The organism is Methylobacterium sp. Leaf102 (genome assembly GCF_001422425.1).
Lineage (GTDB): Bacteria > Pseudomonadota > Alphaproteobacteria > Rhizobiales > Beijerinckiaceae > Methylobacterium.
The window spans coordinates 17,964-34,504 of sequence record NZ_LMMX01000017.1 but is presented as its reverse complement, the minus strand read 5'-3'; the positions used below and the strand labels follow the sequence as shown (position 1 = coordinate 34,504).

Sequence of the window (16,541 nt, the reverse complement as noted above, 5' to 3'; positions counted from 1 at the left end):
GAACTTCTTCTGGATGTCGGGGACGAAGAACGTCCAGCCGTACTGGAGGTTGGCGATCATCACCATGCAGATGACGCCGATCACGAGCTGGCCCCAGCGATATCCATCGCCGACGCGTTCGACCTTACTTGGTTCTACCCTGGTCATGACGATCCTCCCGATTGATGTTCTGGTGATTTGGGGCTGCGCCGAGGACCCTGGGACGACCCTGGATCTTGGCCGCGCAGTCCGGACGCCTGTCCCGACGCCGTCTGGTATTTGGAATACCAGGGTTGCGCGACCGGTCGGCGCCGTCAAGAGTAGGCGCGACAAAATTCGATTTTGCGCCGCACCATGTCTTGCGACCACTGAGAATTACATCGCTACATCTATGTGCCGCTCGCAGGCCGCAGTAAAAAACGGTATTCGAGATGCGCCGAGCGCATGCCGTTTCGGATCCGGCGGACGCGCGCATTCCGGCCCGCGCCTTTGGCTGTCGAAACCGGAACGATGGTGCTGGTTTCATCCCCTGCTGCGAAAATATGTGGCTATCGGAACAGGTATTGTGCATACCAGTGGGGTCGAAGCAGCCCGGCGGAGGATTCGCGGCCGTGGATATCAGCGATTCGAACGGTCGTGGCGCGGCCCTCCAGTACATTTGCATGGACCGGACCGTGCGCGATGCCATGCGCCTCCTGGCGCGCCCCGGTACCGAGGCCCTTGTGGTGATCGACGGGCGGCGCGCGGCCGAGGGCGCCATCATCGGCTTCCTGACGGAACGGGACCTGTTCCGGGCGGTGACGACCCACGGTATCGATGTGTTCGACGCCCTGGTGTGGACCCTGGCGAAGACCGATTTCGCCACGGTGGCGGTGGGCGCCGGCCCGCAGGAGCGTCTCGCGGCGTTCTGCGCGCACCGCACCGATCAGGTCGCGGTGATGGACGGTTTCGCCCTGCGCGCCATCGAGACCATCTGGGATTGCCTCGCGGTCCCGCCCGACCGGACGGAAGGATGCGCCGCCCCATAGGCGAACCGCTTCTCCCGGGGCAGATCGTGTCGGCCAGGCAAGCCGTCCTGCCGCGACGGCCGGTTTCGTGCGGACCACCAAGCACTTCCGAAAGATTTCATGGCCTTACCGCAGGGCCGAAGAAGTCTTGCGCCGCACCAATGACAGTCGCCAGCGTAAGACAACCGGTTTCGTGCGATCCGTGTTGACCCGACATCGGAATGAATACAAAACGATCGGGCGGATCACGGAACGGTGAGGCCGGCCCGCGATCGAGACGGCACCGCCCCGAATGGGGCCAGGGCACCATGCGGGCACGTCGGCCCGCTCCAAGGGGAACACCATGCGGTATCTCGCGATCCTCGAATGTCCCGTGATCTTCAGCGGCGAGAACCAGTACGGGATGACGAGCATGGACATGTGCCCGTCCGTGGGCATCACGCGCGGGCTCGTCAGCCGGCACGTGAAGGTTGTCGATGCACGGGTTATCGTCGTCAGCATCTGGGACAGCGAGTTCTGCGCCAAGCTGTTCTTCGATCCGGCCTGGTACGAGAAGGCCGGGATCCTGTGGGGCGACCTCTACCAGCTGCGCCTCGACGAAATCGAAGAGGCCCGCGTCGCCTGAACACTCCGGGGTGGACGGTTTCAGGGAACGGGACGCCCGATCGCCCATCGATCCCGGGCGCCGGGATGGCAGCGCCGCCCGGCGCCCTGCGTTCTTTCCTTACTGTCCCTACGATCGGCATGCCGTGTAAGCGCCATGCCCCTGGCACATATCGGAACCCCACCCGGGGTTAACGACCGGCCATGGTTGCACGTGGTAACGGTCCGACAGCCTATTCCTGTCGATACGGCGACGTGCGTTTGGTGCGATTTCAGTGTCGCGTCCATGATTGCGGTCGCGCAACACGTGGTTTTCCATGTTGTCGCGACGGCGGGACGGGCCGCCGCGATCGAAAGCCATTCCATGGACGTGACGACAACCAACGAACCGACCGATCTCGACGGATTGCGTGCCGTCCTCGATGCGGCGTGCGTCGTCGGGACCTGGGGTTGGGACCATGCCCGCGGCGTCGTCACCTACGACGAGGGCGCGGCGCGGTTGCTGACGGGTAAGCCCGAGCTCGCCGGGTGCGAGCTCAGCGGCCCCGGCGCCCTCGCCCTCGTCCATCCGGGCGACATGACCTGGCTCATGGAGCACATGCTCCGGGCCGTGCGCGCCGGCGGCGTGGTCCTGGCCGAGTACCGGGTGTTCCAGGCCGACGGCTCGGTCCGCTGGCTGCTCAGCCGAGGCCGGACCTACCACGATTCCGCCGGCCGGCCGGAGCGGTCGCACGGCATCCTCATCGACATCACAGAGATGCGCGACGGCGGCGAGCGCTACGTCCTCGGCACGGCCCCGACCCAGGCGGATTCCCTGGCGCAGGCGGCGGATCTCGCCATCTCGCTCAAGCACGCGCTGAAGTTCGATGCCCCGCCGGAGGTGGTCGAGGCCGCAAACCTGCTCCTGCTCAGCCTCGGCCGCGCCATCGCGCGGACGAACGACCGATACTGGCAGTAGGTCTGCGCGGAATCCCGACCCTCAGTCGAGGTAGTCGCCGTAGATCTCGACGTGACGGGCGAGCCCGAGGCCATGCTCGCGCACGAGGCGCTCGGACAGGTCGGCGTCGCGGGCCTCCAGGGCCTGGATGATCGCAACGTGCTCCTTGATGGAGTTGGCGGCGCGGTCGCCCTGGCGCAGGGCCGCGTTGCGGATGCCGCGCACGTGCATCAACAGGTTGCTGGTGATGTCCCGGATCACGTCGCACTGACCGAGCGAGATGATCTTCTGGTGGAAGCGGATGTTCGCGTCCGAATATTCGTCGAGATGATCCGACGGGCGACCCTCGTAGAATTCGGGGAAGTGCTCGCGCAGGCAGGCGAGCTGCTCGTCCGTCGCCCGGGTGCAGGCGAGGCGGGCGGCCATGCTCTCCAGGGCCGACCAGGCCTGAATCATCGCCACGATCTCACGCTTCGTCTTCTTGATCACGAACACGCCGCGCCGCGATTCGAAGCGCACGAAGCCCTCCTGCTCGAGCACCGTCAGCGCCTCGCGAACGGGGGTGCGACTGACCCCGAGGTTGAGGGACAGCTTGCGCTCGTCGAGCCGCACCTCCTCCTTCTGATCGTAGATGTTCATGTTGGTGATGGCTTCTTTCAGCGCATCGTAGGCCAGCGCGCGCAAGCTCGACGTCGCGGCGATGGGTTTGACTTCGAACATGTCGGAACTGACCATCTTCGCCCCGGAAGGTGTGGGAGTGATGCCCTCGACCGGGCCGGCTCTGCCTCGACCATGCCAAATTTGGCCTTGTCAGACAAGGATTTGAGCGGAGGCGGGGCGCGCGATCCCAAGCCGAATCACGATCGCCGTCGCCCGGAACCGAATCGGTCGCCCGACCAGCCCCGCGGAGCGGCGATCACGCCCGGACGGCCGCCGAGCCCTTCGGACTACCGGCGACCCGACCGCCAGGCAAGGTTCGCGACCCGCGTTGCTTGACGACTGGTATTTGGTATGCCAACGTTTGTGAACTGGCAAACAGCAACGCCGCAATCCGTCGCGCCAGACGCTTTCCACACCCGACGCCGACGCCATCGGTGTCCCGATCCCGTCCCTCGCCGCGTCGCCGGCGCGGTGTGCGGGCTCGCGTGACCGCGGCCGGACCCGTCCGTCCGGTCGCCGGAAGACGAACCCAAGAACAACTCCAGGAGGAAACCATGTCCGCCTTAGCCCAGCGCATCGTCGAGGATCACGCCGCCGTCGAGCCCGAGATCACGGACGGGTTCCACCTCGTCATCGACGCCCTGAAGCTCAACGACATCAACACCATCTACGGTGTGCCGGGCATCCCGATCACCGATCTCGGCCGCCTCGCTCAGGCCGCTGGCATGCGGGTCATCTCGTTCCGCCACGAGCAGCACGCGGGCAACGCCGCCGCCATTGCGGGCTTCCTCACGCAGAAGCCCGGCATCTGCCTCACGGTCTCGGCCCCCGGCTTCCTCAACGGCCTGACGGCGCTGGCCAACGCCACCACCAATTGCTTCCCGATGATCCTGATCTCGGGCTCGTCCGAGCGCGAGATCGTCGACCTGCAACAGGGCGATTACGAGGAGATGGACCAGCTCGCCATCGCCAAGCCCCTATGCAAGGCCGCTTTCCGCGTGCTGCACGCCGCCGATATCGGCATCGCGGTCGCGCGCGCCATCCGGGCCGCCGTGTCCGGCCGGCCCGGCGGCGTCTACCTCGACCTCCCGGCCAAGCTCTTCAGCCAGACCATGGACGCGGAGGCCGGCGCCAAGTCCCTCGTCAAGGTCATCGACCCGGCCCCGGCGCAGCTGCCCGCCCCCGACGCCATCAAGCGCGCCCTCGACGTGCTCAGACAAGCCAAGCGCCCCCTCATCGTGCTCGGCAAGGGCGCCGCCTATGCCCAGGCCGACGACGCGATCCGCGACCTCGTCGAGCGCAGCGGCATTCCCTACGTGCCCATGAGCATGGCCAAGGGCCTGCTCCCCGACACCCACGCCCAGTCGGCGGGCGCGGCGCGCTCCCTCGTCCTGAAGGAGGCCGACGTCGTCCTTCTCGTCGGCGCGCGGCTCAACTGGCTGCTGTCCCACGGCAAGGGCAAGACCTGGGGGGCGCCCGGCTCGAAGAAGTTCATCCAGATCGACATCGAGCCCCGGGAAATGGATTCCAACGTCGAGATCGTCGCGCCCGTGGTCGGCGACATCGCCTCCTGCGTCGCCGCCCTCCTCGTCGGCATGGGCCAGGGCTGGGCGGCCCCGCCCGCCGCCTGGACCGACGCCATCGCGGCCAAGCGCGACGAGAACCTCGCCAAGATGGCGGGCAAGCTGCGCAAGAACGCGGCGCCCATGGATTTCCACGGAGCCTTGGGTGCGCTCAAGACCATCATCCAGCAGCGACCCGACGCGATCCTGGTCAACGAGGGCGCCAACACCCTCGATCTCGCCCGCGGGATCATCGACATGCACCGCCCACGCAAGCGCCTCGATGTCGGCACCTGGGGCATCATGGGCATCGGCATGGGCTACGCCATCGCGGCGGCCGTCGAGACCGGCCACCCGGTGCTGGCGGTGGAGGGCGACTCCGCCTTCGGCTTCTCCGGCATGGAGGTCGAGACCATCTGCCGGTACAACCTGCCGATCTGCATCGTGGTGTTCAACAACAACGGCATCTATCGCGGCACCGACATCGACCCGACGGGCCGCGATCCGGCCACCACGGTCTTCGTGGCGGATTCGCGCTACGACCGGATGATGGAGGCCTTCGGGGGCGTCGGTGTCCACGCGACGACGCCGGACGAGCTGTCCCAGGCCGTCAACGCCGCCATGGATTCCGGCCGTCCGACCCTCATCAACGCGGTCATCGACCCGGCCGCCGGCACCGAGAGCGGCAACATCGGCAGCCTCAACCCGCAGAGCACGGTCCGCAAGAAGCCGGCCTGATCCGCTCAGCGTGAGCCTTCGCGTTTCGACGTGAAGCGCGACGCGCTCCCTCTCCTGGAAGGAGAGTGTTGGGGTGAGGTGTGGGACCTTTTCGGAGAGTTCGCATTCCTCACCCTGTCCCTCTCATTTCAGCAGAGCGGACCCGAGTCACCCGTAGGCTGTGTGAGGGCCGTCCCCTCGGATTGATCGGCCCTCCGCGATCAAGCGACCCGAGTCGATGGATCAGCGTCCGGCGTCATGTCGCCTCAATCACCCGGTGAGACCATGAAAGCGCTCGAAAACGTAAAAATCCTCGACTTCACCCATGTCCAGTCGGGGCCGACCTGCACGCAGTTGCTGGCCTGGTTCGGCGCGGACGTGATCAAGGTGGAGCGGCCCGGAGCCGGGGATGCGACGCGCGATCAGCTTCAGGATCTGCCCGACGTGGACAGCCTGTACTTCACAATGCTGAACCACAACAAGCGCTCCATCACCCTCGACACCAAGACGCCCGAGGGCGTCGAGGTGCTGTGGCGGCTGGTGGCCGAGTGCGACGTGCTGGTAGAGAACTTCGCGCCGGGCGCGCTCGCCCGCATGGGCCTGACCTGGGAGACGATCCACGCCGCCAACCCGCGCATGATCCTCGCCTCGGTGAAGGGGTTCGGGCCGGGGTCTTACTCGGAGTGCAAGGTCTACGAGAACGTCGCCCAGTGCGTCGGCGGCGCGGCTTCGACCACGGGGTTCCGCACGGGGACGCCCATGGTGACGGGGGCGCAGATCGGCGATTCCGGCACGGGCCTGCATCTGGCGCTCGGCATCGTCACCGCCCTGTACCAGCGCACCCATTCGGGCCTCGGCCAGCGGGTGGACTGCGCCATGCAGGATTCGGTGCTCAACCTGTGCCGGGTCAAGCTGCGCGATCAGCAGCGCCTCGAGCGCGGGCCCCTGCGGGAATACAGTCAGTTCGGGGAGGGAATCCCGTTCGGCGATGCCGTGCCGCGGGCCGGCAACGATTCCGGGGGCGGCCAGCCGGGGCGCATCCTGAAGTGCAAGGGCTGGGAGACCGATCCCAACGCGTACCTCTACTTCATCACGCAGGGGCCGGTCTGGGAAAAGATCTGCGACGTCATCGGCGAACCGGACTGGAAGACCCACCCGGATTACGCGACGCCCAAGGCCCGCTTGCCGCACCTGAACGAGATCTTCACCCGCATCGAGGCCTGGACCATGGCCAAGACCAAGTTCGAGGCCATGGAGATCCTCAACGCCCTGCACATTCCGTGCGGGCCGATCCTCTCCATGAAGGAGATCGCGGAGGATCCGGGCCTGCGCGCCGCCGGAACCGTGGTGGAGGTCGATCACCCGACGCGGGGGCCGTACCTCACCGTCGGCAATCCCATCAAGCTCTCGGCGAGTCCGACGGAGGTGACGCGCTCGCCGCTTCTGGGCGAGCACACGGACGAGATTCTTCGCGATGTGCTGGGCTACTCGGCCGTCGAATGCCTCGCCCTGTCGCGATCCGGCGCCATCGGCGCCCCCGTGGGGATCGCCGCCGAGTAGGGCTTCGTGTCGTCGGAGTTTTCAGGCGATCCCGGCGAAACGGCCGGCGGTGGTGGCTGCGGCGGCGTGATCGGCGGTGCTGCGGGTGCCGGTCTCGGGCGACAGGCGATCGGCGGCCTTGACGACGAGGAGAACCTGAAGGGCGATGAGGCTGACGGTCGAAATGATGACGGTGGTGAGCATGGCGGGTCCCCTCGGGTGATGTTGCAGCGCTTCTATGCCATGGTGCAGCGCAAATTGGTATATCACATTTCTAACACCAGCATTGTCCGGTGAGCATGGCTTGAGCCCGGAGGTCGTTCCGGTCTGGGCGGGGCGCAGGCCTTCCGGTGGGCGAGGCCCCGATTCCGGTGGCGAACAGTCTGGTCCGATGGCGGTTTCTCGCTGGGCCCGGGCCATGACGCGACCCGACCCTGACGGCGCGGCGGTTCGATGGTTCGCCCGGTCGGGACCGGCCGCATGACGCCTCGGCACACGGCGTGATAGGGGCCGGACGCGGGCGCAGCGTCTTTCGAGCGCCCGAGCCATCGTCCGAGCGGAGTGACGGGATGACCTCCAGAATGGTGCGGCGCACGCGGATGGCCGGGTTTGGAGCCCGGGTTACGGTCTGCCTCGTCCTGCTGCTGGCCGGCCTCGCGGTCCCGGCGGACGAAGCGCGGGCGGATTCCAACGAATGCCGGCGGGTTCCGGTGCTCTCCGAAGGTCCGGCCCTGGCCTTCGGGCGCATCACCGCCGCGGGCCGGACCGCGTTCCTCAAGGACGGGCTGGCTCAGGACGGCTGTCCCGAGGCGGGGGCGGCCTGCCGCGAGCGGGCCTATCTGGTGGCCGGCGACGGCGTGATCCTGACGGATCGGCGCGGATCCCATGTCTGCGCCATCTACCCGGGTGCCCGGGACGGGGCCGACCGGACCGGGTGGCTGCCCGCTGCGGCCGTCGCCGACGAACCCGCAGGTGCCCTCACACCGGAGGGCTGGTTCGGCACCTGGACGAAGGCGGAGGCCGAGATCCGCCTCGCGGCCGGCGTCAAACCCGGCACTGTCGCGGTGAAGGGCGACGCCACCTGGGGCATGGGCGACCCCGAGCGGATGCGGCGCGGCGGCGTCCACACCGGCGAGATCGAGGGCGAGGTCACCCCGGCGGGCGACGCCGCGCGCTTCGCCATGGGCGAAGGCGGCAGCGTGCCGGTGGAGACGGCCGACGCGTACACCTGCAAGGTGTGGCTGCGGCGCCTCGGCCCCTGGCTCGTCGTCGACGACAACCTCGCCTGCGGCGGCGCCAACGTCACCTTCCGGGGCGTCTACCGGCGGAGGCCGTGATTCTTCGGGGTCTTTCAGCCGCGCTGTTCGGCATTCTCCTGGCGCTCGGTCCGGGGGCCTGCGCCCCCGACCGCCCGCCCACGGTTCCGGAGATCGAGGCGTTCCTCGGCGTCGCCCTGCCGCCCGGCCACCGCGACCTCCACGCGGTGAACGAGGCGGGGATCGACCGGCTGATGCGCCTCGGCTTCGATGCGCCGGCGGCGGATACGGACGCCTTCGCGACCCGGCTCGTGCCCGACGGTCTCGCGTCCGGCCTCGATCCAGGCCTGCTCATCCTGGGGACGGGCCTCCCGGGGTGGCCCGCCGCCTGGCCGAACGGCAGTGCCGGCGGCGAGACCCTGATCCCGGGCCGGCGCAGCCGGAAAGTCGTCGTCGCCCCCGCGGGCCCGGGGCGGCGCCGGGTCTGGGTCGCGGTGTTCACCCTGTGAGACCCGATCGCCTGCGTCTTGCGATTCTCGTTCCGCTCCTGCTGGCGCCCGGGCGGAGAACTTCGCCGATGGCGGCCATGCGCGGTACGTCGTCGGGTGCCGAAAGGTGAAGAGGGCGCCGGGCGGCTTCCGCCCCGATGCCGCCTGTCCCTCCGTCGCCGATGCCGCGCGGCCGGGGCGGTTCGCTCCGCCGGACGATGCGGACCGCGTCTTCCTGCTCGAACGGCGGCCGCGCGGATTGCGCCGGGCGGCCGTGACCGCCGGGCGCATCAGGCCGGTGGCGTCCGGAGGACGAGGCCGACCACCACCAGGGCGCCGAGTACCAGCATCGGGATCGAGTAGTACTGCATCGGAATCCAGAACAGGGTGTGCTTTCGGACCAGCAGGACGCGCTGCCCCGTGCGTGCGTCGATCATCTCCCGGCCGGGCCGGCCGTTGAGGCGCTTGCCCAGGACCCAGTTCGCGCCCGCCCCGACCAGCCACGCCAGCACGAGGCCGGTGGGCGCGGGGATGCCGACCCTGGGTAACTGGAGATCGAGAAGCACGCCGCCCGCGAAGGCGATAGCGGCGATGAGGGCGCTGAGGACGCCCCAGCCGGACCAGATGATCATCGGTGTCTTCTCCACGCGGGACTGCGCGCGTGGCTGCCCCCGGCCGCTCGCCCTTCGATCCCCGCGCCCCCCTCTTGAGGCGTGCAGAGACCGTTTCGCCCGATCGATCCCGAAAAGTCGAGGGCCTCGATCGGCCCGATGCCCCGTTGCGGGGCCCGATGCCCCGTGGCGGGGCCCGATGCCTCCCGCTGGACGGAAAGCCGAGGATCAGCGCCGGGCGAGGCTGGCCGGGCCGGTGACCGAGGGGGAGGGGGCGGCCGAGTTCGTGGCTTCCTTGTAGATCGGCACGATGACGCGCAGCCAGCCGCGGGTCTCCCGCCCGCCGTAATTGCGCTCGACCACGTCCTGCGTGACGTAGGCCTGCAGGTTCACCGGCCCAAAATTGTACCCGACGAGCCCGCCCACCGCGATCTGGCCCTGACGCCGATAGCCGGGAAAGCGCGTCGGCAGGTCGGACGAGCCGAAGGCCACGGGGCCGATCTCCCACTTGCCGAACTTCTTCGTCGCCGTGAGATCGAGGTTGAGATAGTCGGGATAGACCCCGCCCTGGGGCGAGATCGGGTCGAGATAGATGCCGTAGAGCAGGTTCGCCGTGAGATTCCAGCCGTCGCCCGAATAGGTCGCGGCGAAGCGGTGGCTCAGCGAGGCGTTCTGGATCACGAACCGGGTCTCGACGGGGTGGTAGCCGCCGAACAGGTAGCTGACGCCGAAATTGTCGGAGAGCTTCCAGGCGAGCTGGGCGGCCATCAGCGGCACGCCGATGCCGCTCTGGTAGGGCGCGCCGCGCGCGCTCGCCGCCACCACGGGCTGGATCACCACGAGGTTCAGCCGGGCGCCGAACAGGCTCCAGGGCGTCGCCCACAGGAAAGTCGGCAGGTTGATGTTGGATTCGGAACCGAGGGGGCGCGTATCCCGCACGCCGAAGCTCGAGGTGTTCACGAAGTAGAGGCCGACGGGCAACTGCGCCCCGACGGGAAGGCCGACGGTCTGGCCGGGCTGCGCCGCGGATGCGGCATCGGCGGCGCCGGAACCGAGACCGAGGACGCCCGCGACGAGCGCCGCGCTGCCGGACCGTGCCGTCCGTCGCAGATGGGCCGTTCCGAGCCGGCGGGCGGCCTTGCGGATTCTGCCGATCATTCGTCGCCTCTTCGGGGCCGTCCGCGGCACGGAATGCGCCGCGGCCGAACGAGCCCTCGGTAGAGTTGACGGGCCGACCGCCGTGTTTCGTCCGGTCTGCCCACGCGTCGAGCGCCCCCTGTCGCCCGGATGTCACAGATCGATCCGGGGACCGCCCGTCCCGCGGTCGCGCCCGGGTCAGGCGGCCCGTACGGTGCCGAGGAAGCGAGCCACCTCGGCGTCGAGGTGTTCGGACTGGCGCGAGAGTTCGGAGGCCGCCGACAGCACCTGGCTCGCCGCCGCCCCGGTCTCCTCGGAGGCGCGCGCCACGCCGGCGATGTTGTGCGTGACCTCGCTCGTGCCCGTGGAGGCCTGGGCGACGTTGCGCACGATCTCCTGCGTCGCGGCGCCCTGTTCCTCGACGGCGGCCGCGATGGAGGCGGCGACCTCGTTGATCTCGCGGATGCGCGTGGTGATGGAGCCGATGGCCGCCACCGCCTGGCCCGTCACCCCCTGGATCTGGGTGATCTGGCTGCCGATCTCCTCCGTGGCCCGCGCGGTCTGGGAGGCGAGCTCCTTCACCTCCGTGGCGACGACGGCGAAGCCCCGCCCGGCCTCGCCGGCGCGGGCCGCCTCGATGGTGGCGTTGAGGGCGAGCAGGTTGGTCTGGCTCGCGATGTTGGCGATCAACCCGACCATGTCGCCGATCCGGGCCGAGGCCTGGCTCAGGGCCTGGACGAGCTGCATGGTCTGGTCCGCTTCGCCCACCGCCATCTGGGCGAGGCCGGAGGAGCCGGAGACCTGGCGCCCGATCTCCTGAACGGAGGAGCCGAGCTCCTCGGCGGCGGCCGCCACGGTCTGGACGTTGGCGGCGGCCTCGCCGGCCGCGACCGCGACCGTCGTCGATTGGTTCGCCGTCTCCGACGCCGTGACGGTCATGGTCTGGGCCGTCGCCTGGAGTTCGGTGGCCGAGGACGAGACCATCCCGACGATGCCCCCGACGGCGTGCTCGAAGGCGTCGGCCATCTGGCGCATGCCGGCCTTGCGCTGCGCCTCGGCATCGAGGCGTGCCTGCGCGGTCTCGGCTTCCAGGGCGCGGGCGTGGAGCATGTTGTCCTTGAAGACCTGCACGGCGCCCGCCATGGCGCCGATCTCGTCGCGCCGCCCGACGGCCGGGATCTCCGTCGCGGCGTCGCCACCGGCGAGCCGACCCATCGCGGCGGTCATGCGGCCGAGGGGGCGGCTGATCGACAGGACCAGCATCACCACGGCGCCAAGGGCGAGGATCGCCGCGCCGACGAGGAAGCCGAGCATCTGCGTCCGCGCGGTCTCGTAGGCGGTCTGGGCCTCGACGCCGCTCGAGGCCGCCGCCGACATCTCGGACTCGACGAGCTTGTTGAGGGTGGCGACGATGGCCCGGATCGCGTCGGACAGGGTGGAATTGTACTGCTCCTGCGCGGCTTCGACGTCGCCGCGCTCTGCGAGGCGGAACCCTTCGGTCTGCTGCGCGAGATAGGCCGCCCATTGGCGCTCGAAGCTCCCGTACAGGTCGCGCGTCGCCGGGGCCTGGATCAGGCCGGCATAGCGCGACCGGACGCCGTCGAGTTCGGCCAGGCGCTGCTGGATCGCGCTCAGGGCCTCGGTCTTCTGCTGCACCGTGCGCGCCGAGAGCACGCGATTGCCGTTGACGCGGATCCGCAGGGTCGCGGCCTGGATTCCGCCGAGCGCCTGTGTTGCCGGAAGCCGCGTCGCCCGCATCTCCGTCGCCGCCCGGTTGATGGTCTCGATCTGGAAGTAGGCCAAGCCCGCCAGGGCGCAGATCAGCGCAAGCATGACGGAGAAGCAGGCAATCAATTTGCCCCGTATCGACGTAAGAATGGTCACTGACATAACTCGTTGATGCTGAAAGCGGATTTTAGCGGCCGACCCCTTGTACCGGGGAGAGACGAAAGCAGGGTTAACGGGTGATGCCCCGACCAAACGTTTCCGAACGTGATCAACACCCGTACTTCGCGGGGCGCAGGGCTATACAATGCGAAATCCATCGTCTTTCTGGTATTCGCAATCGATCGGAAACTTTCACCCACTCGACCGCACTTCGGATCACGAACACATTCGTTGCGCATGCCACAGCCGTGGATTGGCGCGCGGAGGCTAACCCAGGTGATTTCGGACCATCATGGCTTTCCATAGCCTCATGGAGCTGGAGATCATCCAGTCGACCTCGTCGGTTCTTGATGTTCCCCCGATCACAGCCGACGAGGTCGTCCGTCTGGAATACGGGTATCGCGATGCCGAGCATGTCTTCCGCACCGACGATGTATTGGAGCACTGGCGGAAGACGTGACGTGCAGGGTCGGGGCGGCCATCGCCCAGGATCGGTCTTGTGCGAGAAGCCCTCATCTCACATCTGAGGGATCTGGAGCTTCGCGCACGGCGTGAATGCATCGAACGGGATGTCATTCAGGTGGTCGCTTCGGGTCGTGACGTCCTGGGGGATCGACACGAGATCACCTCGGCGAACACGGTGATCCGATAGACATCCATCGGATCGATCGCGCGGAAGGCTGGGTCGCCGCGCGCTCGATCGCGGGGAAAACCGCGAACTCAGCGGGCATCACAGCAATCGCGGCCGTGCGATGAGAGCGCGTGACGGCTGTGCCAGTCCGCGCGCCGTACGAATCGCTTCGGTGCTGTCACCCGAACGCCGACCTGTCCGTGCGGCTTGGTGAAGTCCGGCGGCTTTGCGAAGTCCGGCGGCTTGGTGAAGTCCGGCGGTTTGGCGAAGTCCCTGCGTTCAGGTCAGCCGGGGGCGATACGCATCGGTTCCGCGATCGCGCGGTGGACGGGACTTCCACGAGCGAAGCGCCGACCGCATCAGCGAGGACGAAACCGCAGAGCAATGAACCGATCCCCTCGCGTGCGAATGGCGCGGTCCTGCCGGAAAACGCAGCGGAAGCCTACAGGTAGGCCTGGTCGCGATGGAACAGGTCGATTGCATCCGGCGCGAGGCCGCGCTGTGTGTGCAGGTGGACGCGCGGAAGTGGACCTGGGGTCGAGGCGCGGGTGGGCTCACGGCGGCCAAACCGTATGGATCGTATCCGAAAGGGCGGGGCTTCTAACGTAAGTTTGTGTGAGCCGATCTCACATAGGTTAGATGCGACATCGTGTTCGGTTTGGCACCCGGATCTCACCCGGAAACGAAGGACCGGACGATGAACCATCCGCTTATCGTCAAGCTGGAACAGTTCGAGCACTTGGACGACGAAGAGCGCCGCGCGCTTCTTGCTCTGACCGACGGGCGAATGCTTCACTACGAGCCCAGGTCGGACATCATCCGCGAGGGTGAAGACCCACGGGTCGTGCGTCTGGTCCTTTCGGGTTGGGCCTGCCGCTATAAGCAGCTTCCGGATGGCTGCCGCCAGATCGTGGCTTTCTTTCTGCCCGGCGACCTGTGTGACCACAACGTCTTCGTGCTGTCCGAGATGGACCACTCGATCGGCACGCTCACCGCCGTGACGCTGATCGAGATCGCGCCGGCGGCGTTCGGGGCCATGATGTCCGCACGCCCGCAGGTGACGCGGGCCTTGTGGTGGGAATCGCTGGTGAATGCGGGGACCCAGCGGGAATGGATCCTCAACCTCGGCGGACGCGACGCCCTGGAGCGGTTGGCCCATCTATTCTGCGAATTGTTCCATCGCCTGCGCGGCATCGGGCAGACGCAGGACGCCAGCTACGACATGCCCCTGACTCAATCGGACCTCGCCGAGGTCACCGGCCTGACACCCGTGCACGTCAACCGGACCTTGCAGACGTTGCGACAGCGCGGGCTCCTGACGCTGAAAGGGCGCCGGTTGACCATCCTCAATCGGCCGGGACTGGAGCGGTTGGCGTTGTTCAATCCCAACTACCTGCACCTCGAACGGGTCGGCGCGCGCCAGGACGCGTGAGACGCCGGGACCGCCGCCAGATCATGCGATCCGTACGACGATGCTTCGAATGGTGAAACTCGACACTTTCAATACCAGCGCTTCACAGTTTTCATGCTTGGATGTCGTGGTCGAATCGTGTCATGTTGCATCGTTCATTGGAACTTCGCGTAGACTTGGATATCCAAGACGACGATACCGGTACGGTCTGTGAGGACATTCGCCGCAATCCGTCTGGCCGCCCATAACCGCTTCCCCTCGATCGCGCACGACGAAATTCCGCGCGACGGCGACCGCCGGACGATCGCCGTGCTGGTGACCGACGAGGATGGGTGGCCAGTCCACGGAGCGACGTTGAAGTGCGCCGGGTTGTGGTTGTCGCGATGACCGGGCGGCACCGTTTCATGGGCGCGGGCGATCTCACGGGTCCGGCGCCCGGCCGCTGGTCCCGCGTGATTTCCCCGCGGGAGACCGGACGGCGTCGATCGACCCAGCGGCGATCTTCGCGGCGCTGCCCCGTTCAATACCCCAGCGCGCAGCCGTCCTTGCGGGGGTCGGAGCCCGCCGTGAGGGTGCCGGCGGCGTGGTCGATCCAGATGATCTGGCCGCCGCCGATGGGCTGGACCGCGGCGAGCGGGGTGTGGCCGCGGGCGGCGAGGCCCGCCGCGAGGCCGGGGCCGAAGCCGGGCTCGAGTTCGAGGCCGCCGCCGTAGGCGAAGCTGCGGGGCGCGTCCAAGGCCTCCTGCACGTCGAGGCCGCGGTCGAGGAGGCCGGTGAGCAGCTCGACGTGGCCCATGGCCTGGTAATGCCCGCCCATGACGCCGAACGGCGCCACCGCGCGCCCGTCGCGCATGAGCATGCCCGGGATGATGGTGTGCATGGGGCGCTTCTTCGGCCCGATGGTGTTGGGGTGGCCGGGCTCGACCCGGAAGGACAGGCCGCGATTGTGCAGGAGCACGCCGCTCTCCGGCGCGGTGATGCCGGTGCCGAAGGGCTGGAAGATCGAGTTGATGAGCGAGATAGCGTTGCCGTCGCGGTCGACCACGCAGAGGTAGATCGTGTCGGTGTGGGCGATCTCGGGCCAGATCAACGGGCTTTGCGCCCGGCCCATGTTGATGGCGCCCCGCGCCCGCGCGTGCCACGCCTGAGAAAGCAGGTGATCCACCGGCACGGCGGCGAGCACCGGATCGGCGAACAGGGCATCGCGGTGGTGATAGGCCTGCTTGCACGCCTCGGCGAACAGGTGGACCCGGTCGAGTTCGGACAGGGCGCCGACGTCGTCGGCGCCGAGCATGTTGAGCATCATCAGGACGGCGAGGCCCTGGCCGCTCGGCGGGCATTCGTACACGTCGTAGCCGCGATAGCGCGTGGTGATCGGGGTGACGATCTCAGGCGCGGCGGCGGCGAAATCCTCCAGGGTGTGGAGGCCGCCCAAAGCCCGCAGGCGGTCGACCATGTCGCGGGCCACGGGGCCTTCGTAGAAACCGCGCGCGCCGTCCCCGGCGATGCGCCGCAGGGTGGCGGCGAGGCGCGGGTTGCGCATGCGCGTGCCCGCCTTCGGCGCCGCGCCGCCGGGCAGGAAGAGCGCGGCCGAGACCGGATCGGCGGCGACCCGCGCGGCGTTGCGGGCCCAGTCGAAGGCGACGCGGGGCTGCACCGGGTAGCCATCCTCCGCGTAGGCGATGGCCGGCCGCAGCAACGCGGCGAGGTCGCGCGTGCCGTGATCGGCGAGCAGGCGGCTCCAGGCGGCGACGGCGCCCGGCACCGTCACCGCATGGGGGGAGGTGGGCTCGATGGTGACGCCGTGCTCGAGGTACCACGCATCGTGCGCCGCCGCCGGGCTGCGGCCCGAGCCGTTGAGGGCGATGGGGACGGAGGCGCCCTTCGGGGCGTACAGGGCGAAGCAGTCGCCGCCGATGCCGGTCATCAGCGGATCGACGACGCATTGCACCGCCACCGCCGCGATGGCGGCGTCGACGGCATTGCCCCCGGCCCGAAGGGTCTCGACGGCCACCAGGGAGGCGAGGGGGTGCGAGGTCGCGACGGCGGCCGCGCCGGCATGGACCGGGGAACGCCCGGGCCGGGCGAAATCTCTCATGGGCCAGTCCTCTTCTCG

The 16,541-nt window shown here is 68.4% G+C and carries 15 protein-coding genes and 1 pseudogene; 9 read left to right on the top strand and 7 right to left on the bottom strand.

Annotation, left to right across the window (positions count from 1 at the left end; all coding sequences use genetic code 11):
* Positions 1-147: pseudogene (locus ASF27_RS23105) on the bottom strand (oxalate/formate MFS antiporter); the annotation flags it as partial.
* A 443-nt stretch (positions 148-590) separates the two neighbouring features.
* On the opposite strand from ASF27_RS23105, the gene ASF27_RS11080 reads away from it, so the two are divergent.
* From ASF27_RS11080 to ASF27_RS11070, 3 genes are all read left to right on the top strand, one after another.
* On the top strand, positions 591-1,007 hold the full coding sequence (locus ASF27_RS11080) for a CBS domain-containing protein (RefSeq protein ID WP_244480984.1): 417 nt from the start codon (positions 591-593) through the stop codon (positions 1,005-1,007).
* Positions 1,008-1,329: 322 nt separating this feature from the next.
* Positions 1,330-1,611, top strand: a complete 282-nt coding sequence (locus tag ASF27_RS11075) for a hypothetical protein (protein ID WP_056169483.1) — start codon at positions 1,330-1,332, stop codon at positions 1,609-1,611.
* A gap of 342 nt (positions 1,612-1,953) precedes the next feature.
* On the top strand, positions 1,954-2,547 hold the full coding sequence (locus ASF27_RS11070) for a PAS domain-containing protein (RefSeq protein ID WP_056169480.1): 594 nt from the start codon (positions 1,954-1,956) through the stop codon (positions 2,545-2,547).
* A 21-nt stretch (positions 2,548-2,568) separates the two neighbouring features.
* Here ASF27_RS11070 and ASF27_RS11065 read toward each other — a convergent pair whose 3' ends face one another.
* Positions 2,569-3,261 (bottom strand): GntR family transcriptional regulator, encoded by a 693-nt coding sequence (locus ASF27_RS11065; protein ID WP_056169477.1) that lies wholly within the window; start codon positions 3,259-3,261, stop codon positions 2,569-2,571.
* A gap of 479 nt (positions 3,262-3,740) precedes the next feature.
* On the opposite strand from ASF27_RS11065, the gene oxc reads away from it, so the two are divergent.
* Both oxc and frc read left to right on the top strand, forming a co-directional pair.
* The gene (oxc, locus tag ASF27_RS11060; protein WP_056360077.1) at positions 3,741-5,486 is read left to right on the top strand and encodes an oxalyl-CoA decarboxylase; all 1,746 of its coding nucleotides are present in this window, start codon (positions 3,741-3,743) and stop codon (positions 5,484-5,486) included.
* A gap of 264 nt (positions 5,487-5,750) precedes the next feature.
* Positions 5,751-7,025 carry a formyl-CoA transferase gene (frc, locus tag ASF27_RS11055; RefSeq protein ID WP_056305387.1) on the top strand — a complete coding sequence of 425 codons (1,275 nt, stop codon included), beginning with the start codon at positions 5,751-5,753 and terminating at the stop codon, positions 7,023-7,025.
* Positions 7,026-7,046: 21 nt separating this feature from the next.
* Here frc and ASF27_RS22230 read toward each other — a convergent pair whose 3' ends face one another.
* Positions 7,047-7,208: a hypothetical protein gene (locus ASF27_RS22230; protein WP_156368987.1), complete on the bottom strand. Its 162-nt coding sequence runs from the start codon at positions 7,206-7,208 to the stop codon at positions 7,047-7,049.
* A gap of 365 nt (positions 7,209-7,573) precedes the next feature.
* Between ASF27_RS22230 and ASF27_RS11050 the strand changes: the two genes are divergently transcribed.
* The gene (locus ASF27_RS11050) at positions 7,574-8,341 is read left to right on the top strand and encodes a hypothetical protein (RefSeq protein WP_244480983.1); all 768 of its coding nucleotides are present in this window, start codon (positions 7,574-7,576) and stop codon (positions 8,339-8,341) included.
* Entirely contained in the window at positions 8,338-8,769 is a 432-nt protein-coding gene (locus ASF27_RS11045; protein WP_056360073.1) for a hypothetical protein, read from the top strand. The genes ASF27_RS11050 and ASF27_RS11045 overlap by 4 nt, the downstream gene beginning before the upstream one ends.
* Before the next feature lie 269 nt (positions 8,770-9,038).
* Here the strand turns inward: ASF27_RS11045 and ASF27_RS11040 are convergent, their stop codons facing one another.
* The 3 genes from ASF27_RS11040 to ASF27_RS11030 all read right to left on the bottom strand — a co-directional run bounded on the left by ASF27_RS11040 (position 9,039) and on the right by ASF27_RS11030 (position 12,386).
* Positions 9,039-9,380 (bottom strand): hypothetical protein, encoded by a 342-nt coding sequence (locus ASF27_RS11040; protein ID WP_056360069.1) that lies wholly within the window; start codon positions 9,378-9,380, stop codon positions 9,039-9,041.
* A gap of 207 nt (positions 9,381-9,587) precedes the next feature.
* Positions 9,588-10,517, bottom strand: a complete 930-nt coding sequence (locus tag ASF27_RS11035; protein WP_082479007.1) for a transporter — start codon at positions 10,515-10,517, stop codon at positions 9,588-9,590.
* Between the two features lie 177 nt (positions 10,518-10,694).
* A complete protein-coding gene (locus ASF27_RS11030; RefSeq protein WP_056360067.1) occupies positions 10,695-12,386 on the bottom strand; it encodes a methyl-accepting chemotaxis protein in 1,692 nt (563 codons plus the stop codon).
* A 307-nt stretch (positions 12,387-12,693) separates the two neighbouring features.
* Between ASF27_RS11030 and ASF27_RS22225 the strand changes: the two genes are divergently transcribed.
* The gene (locus tag ASF27_RS22225) at positions 12,694-12,843 is read left to right on the top strand and encodes a hypothetical protein (RefSeq protein WP_210166270.1); all 150 of its coding nucleotides are present in this window, start codon (positions 12,694-12,696) and stop codon (positions 12,841-12,843) included.
* An 868-nt stretch (positions 12,844-13,711) separates the two neighbouring features.
* The gene (locus ASF27_RS11025) at positions 13,712-14,446 is read left to right on the top strand and encodes a Crp/Fnr family transcriptional regulator (RefSeq protein WP_056360064.1); all 735 of its coding nucleotides are present in this window, start codon (positions 13,712-13,714) and stop codon (positions 14,444-14,446) included.
* Between the two features lie 499 nt (positions 14,447-14,945).
* On the opposite strand, the gene ASF27_RS11020 is transcribed toward ASF27_RS11025, so the two are convergent.
* Positions 14,946-16,523, bottom strand: a complete 1,578-nt coding sequence (locus tag ASF27_RS11020) for a gamma-glutamyltransferase family protein (protein ID WP_056360061.1) — start codon at positions 16,521-16,523, stop codon at positions 14,946-14,948.
* Positions 16,524-16,541: the final 18 nt, after the last annotated feature.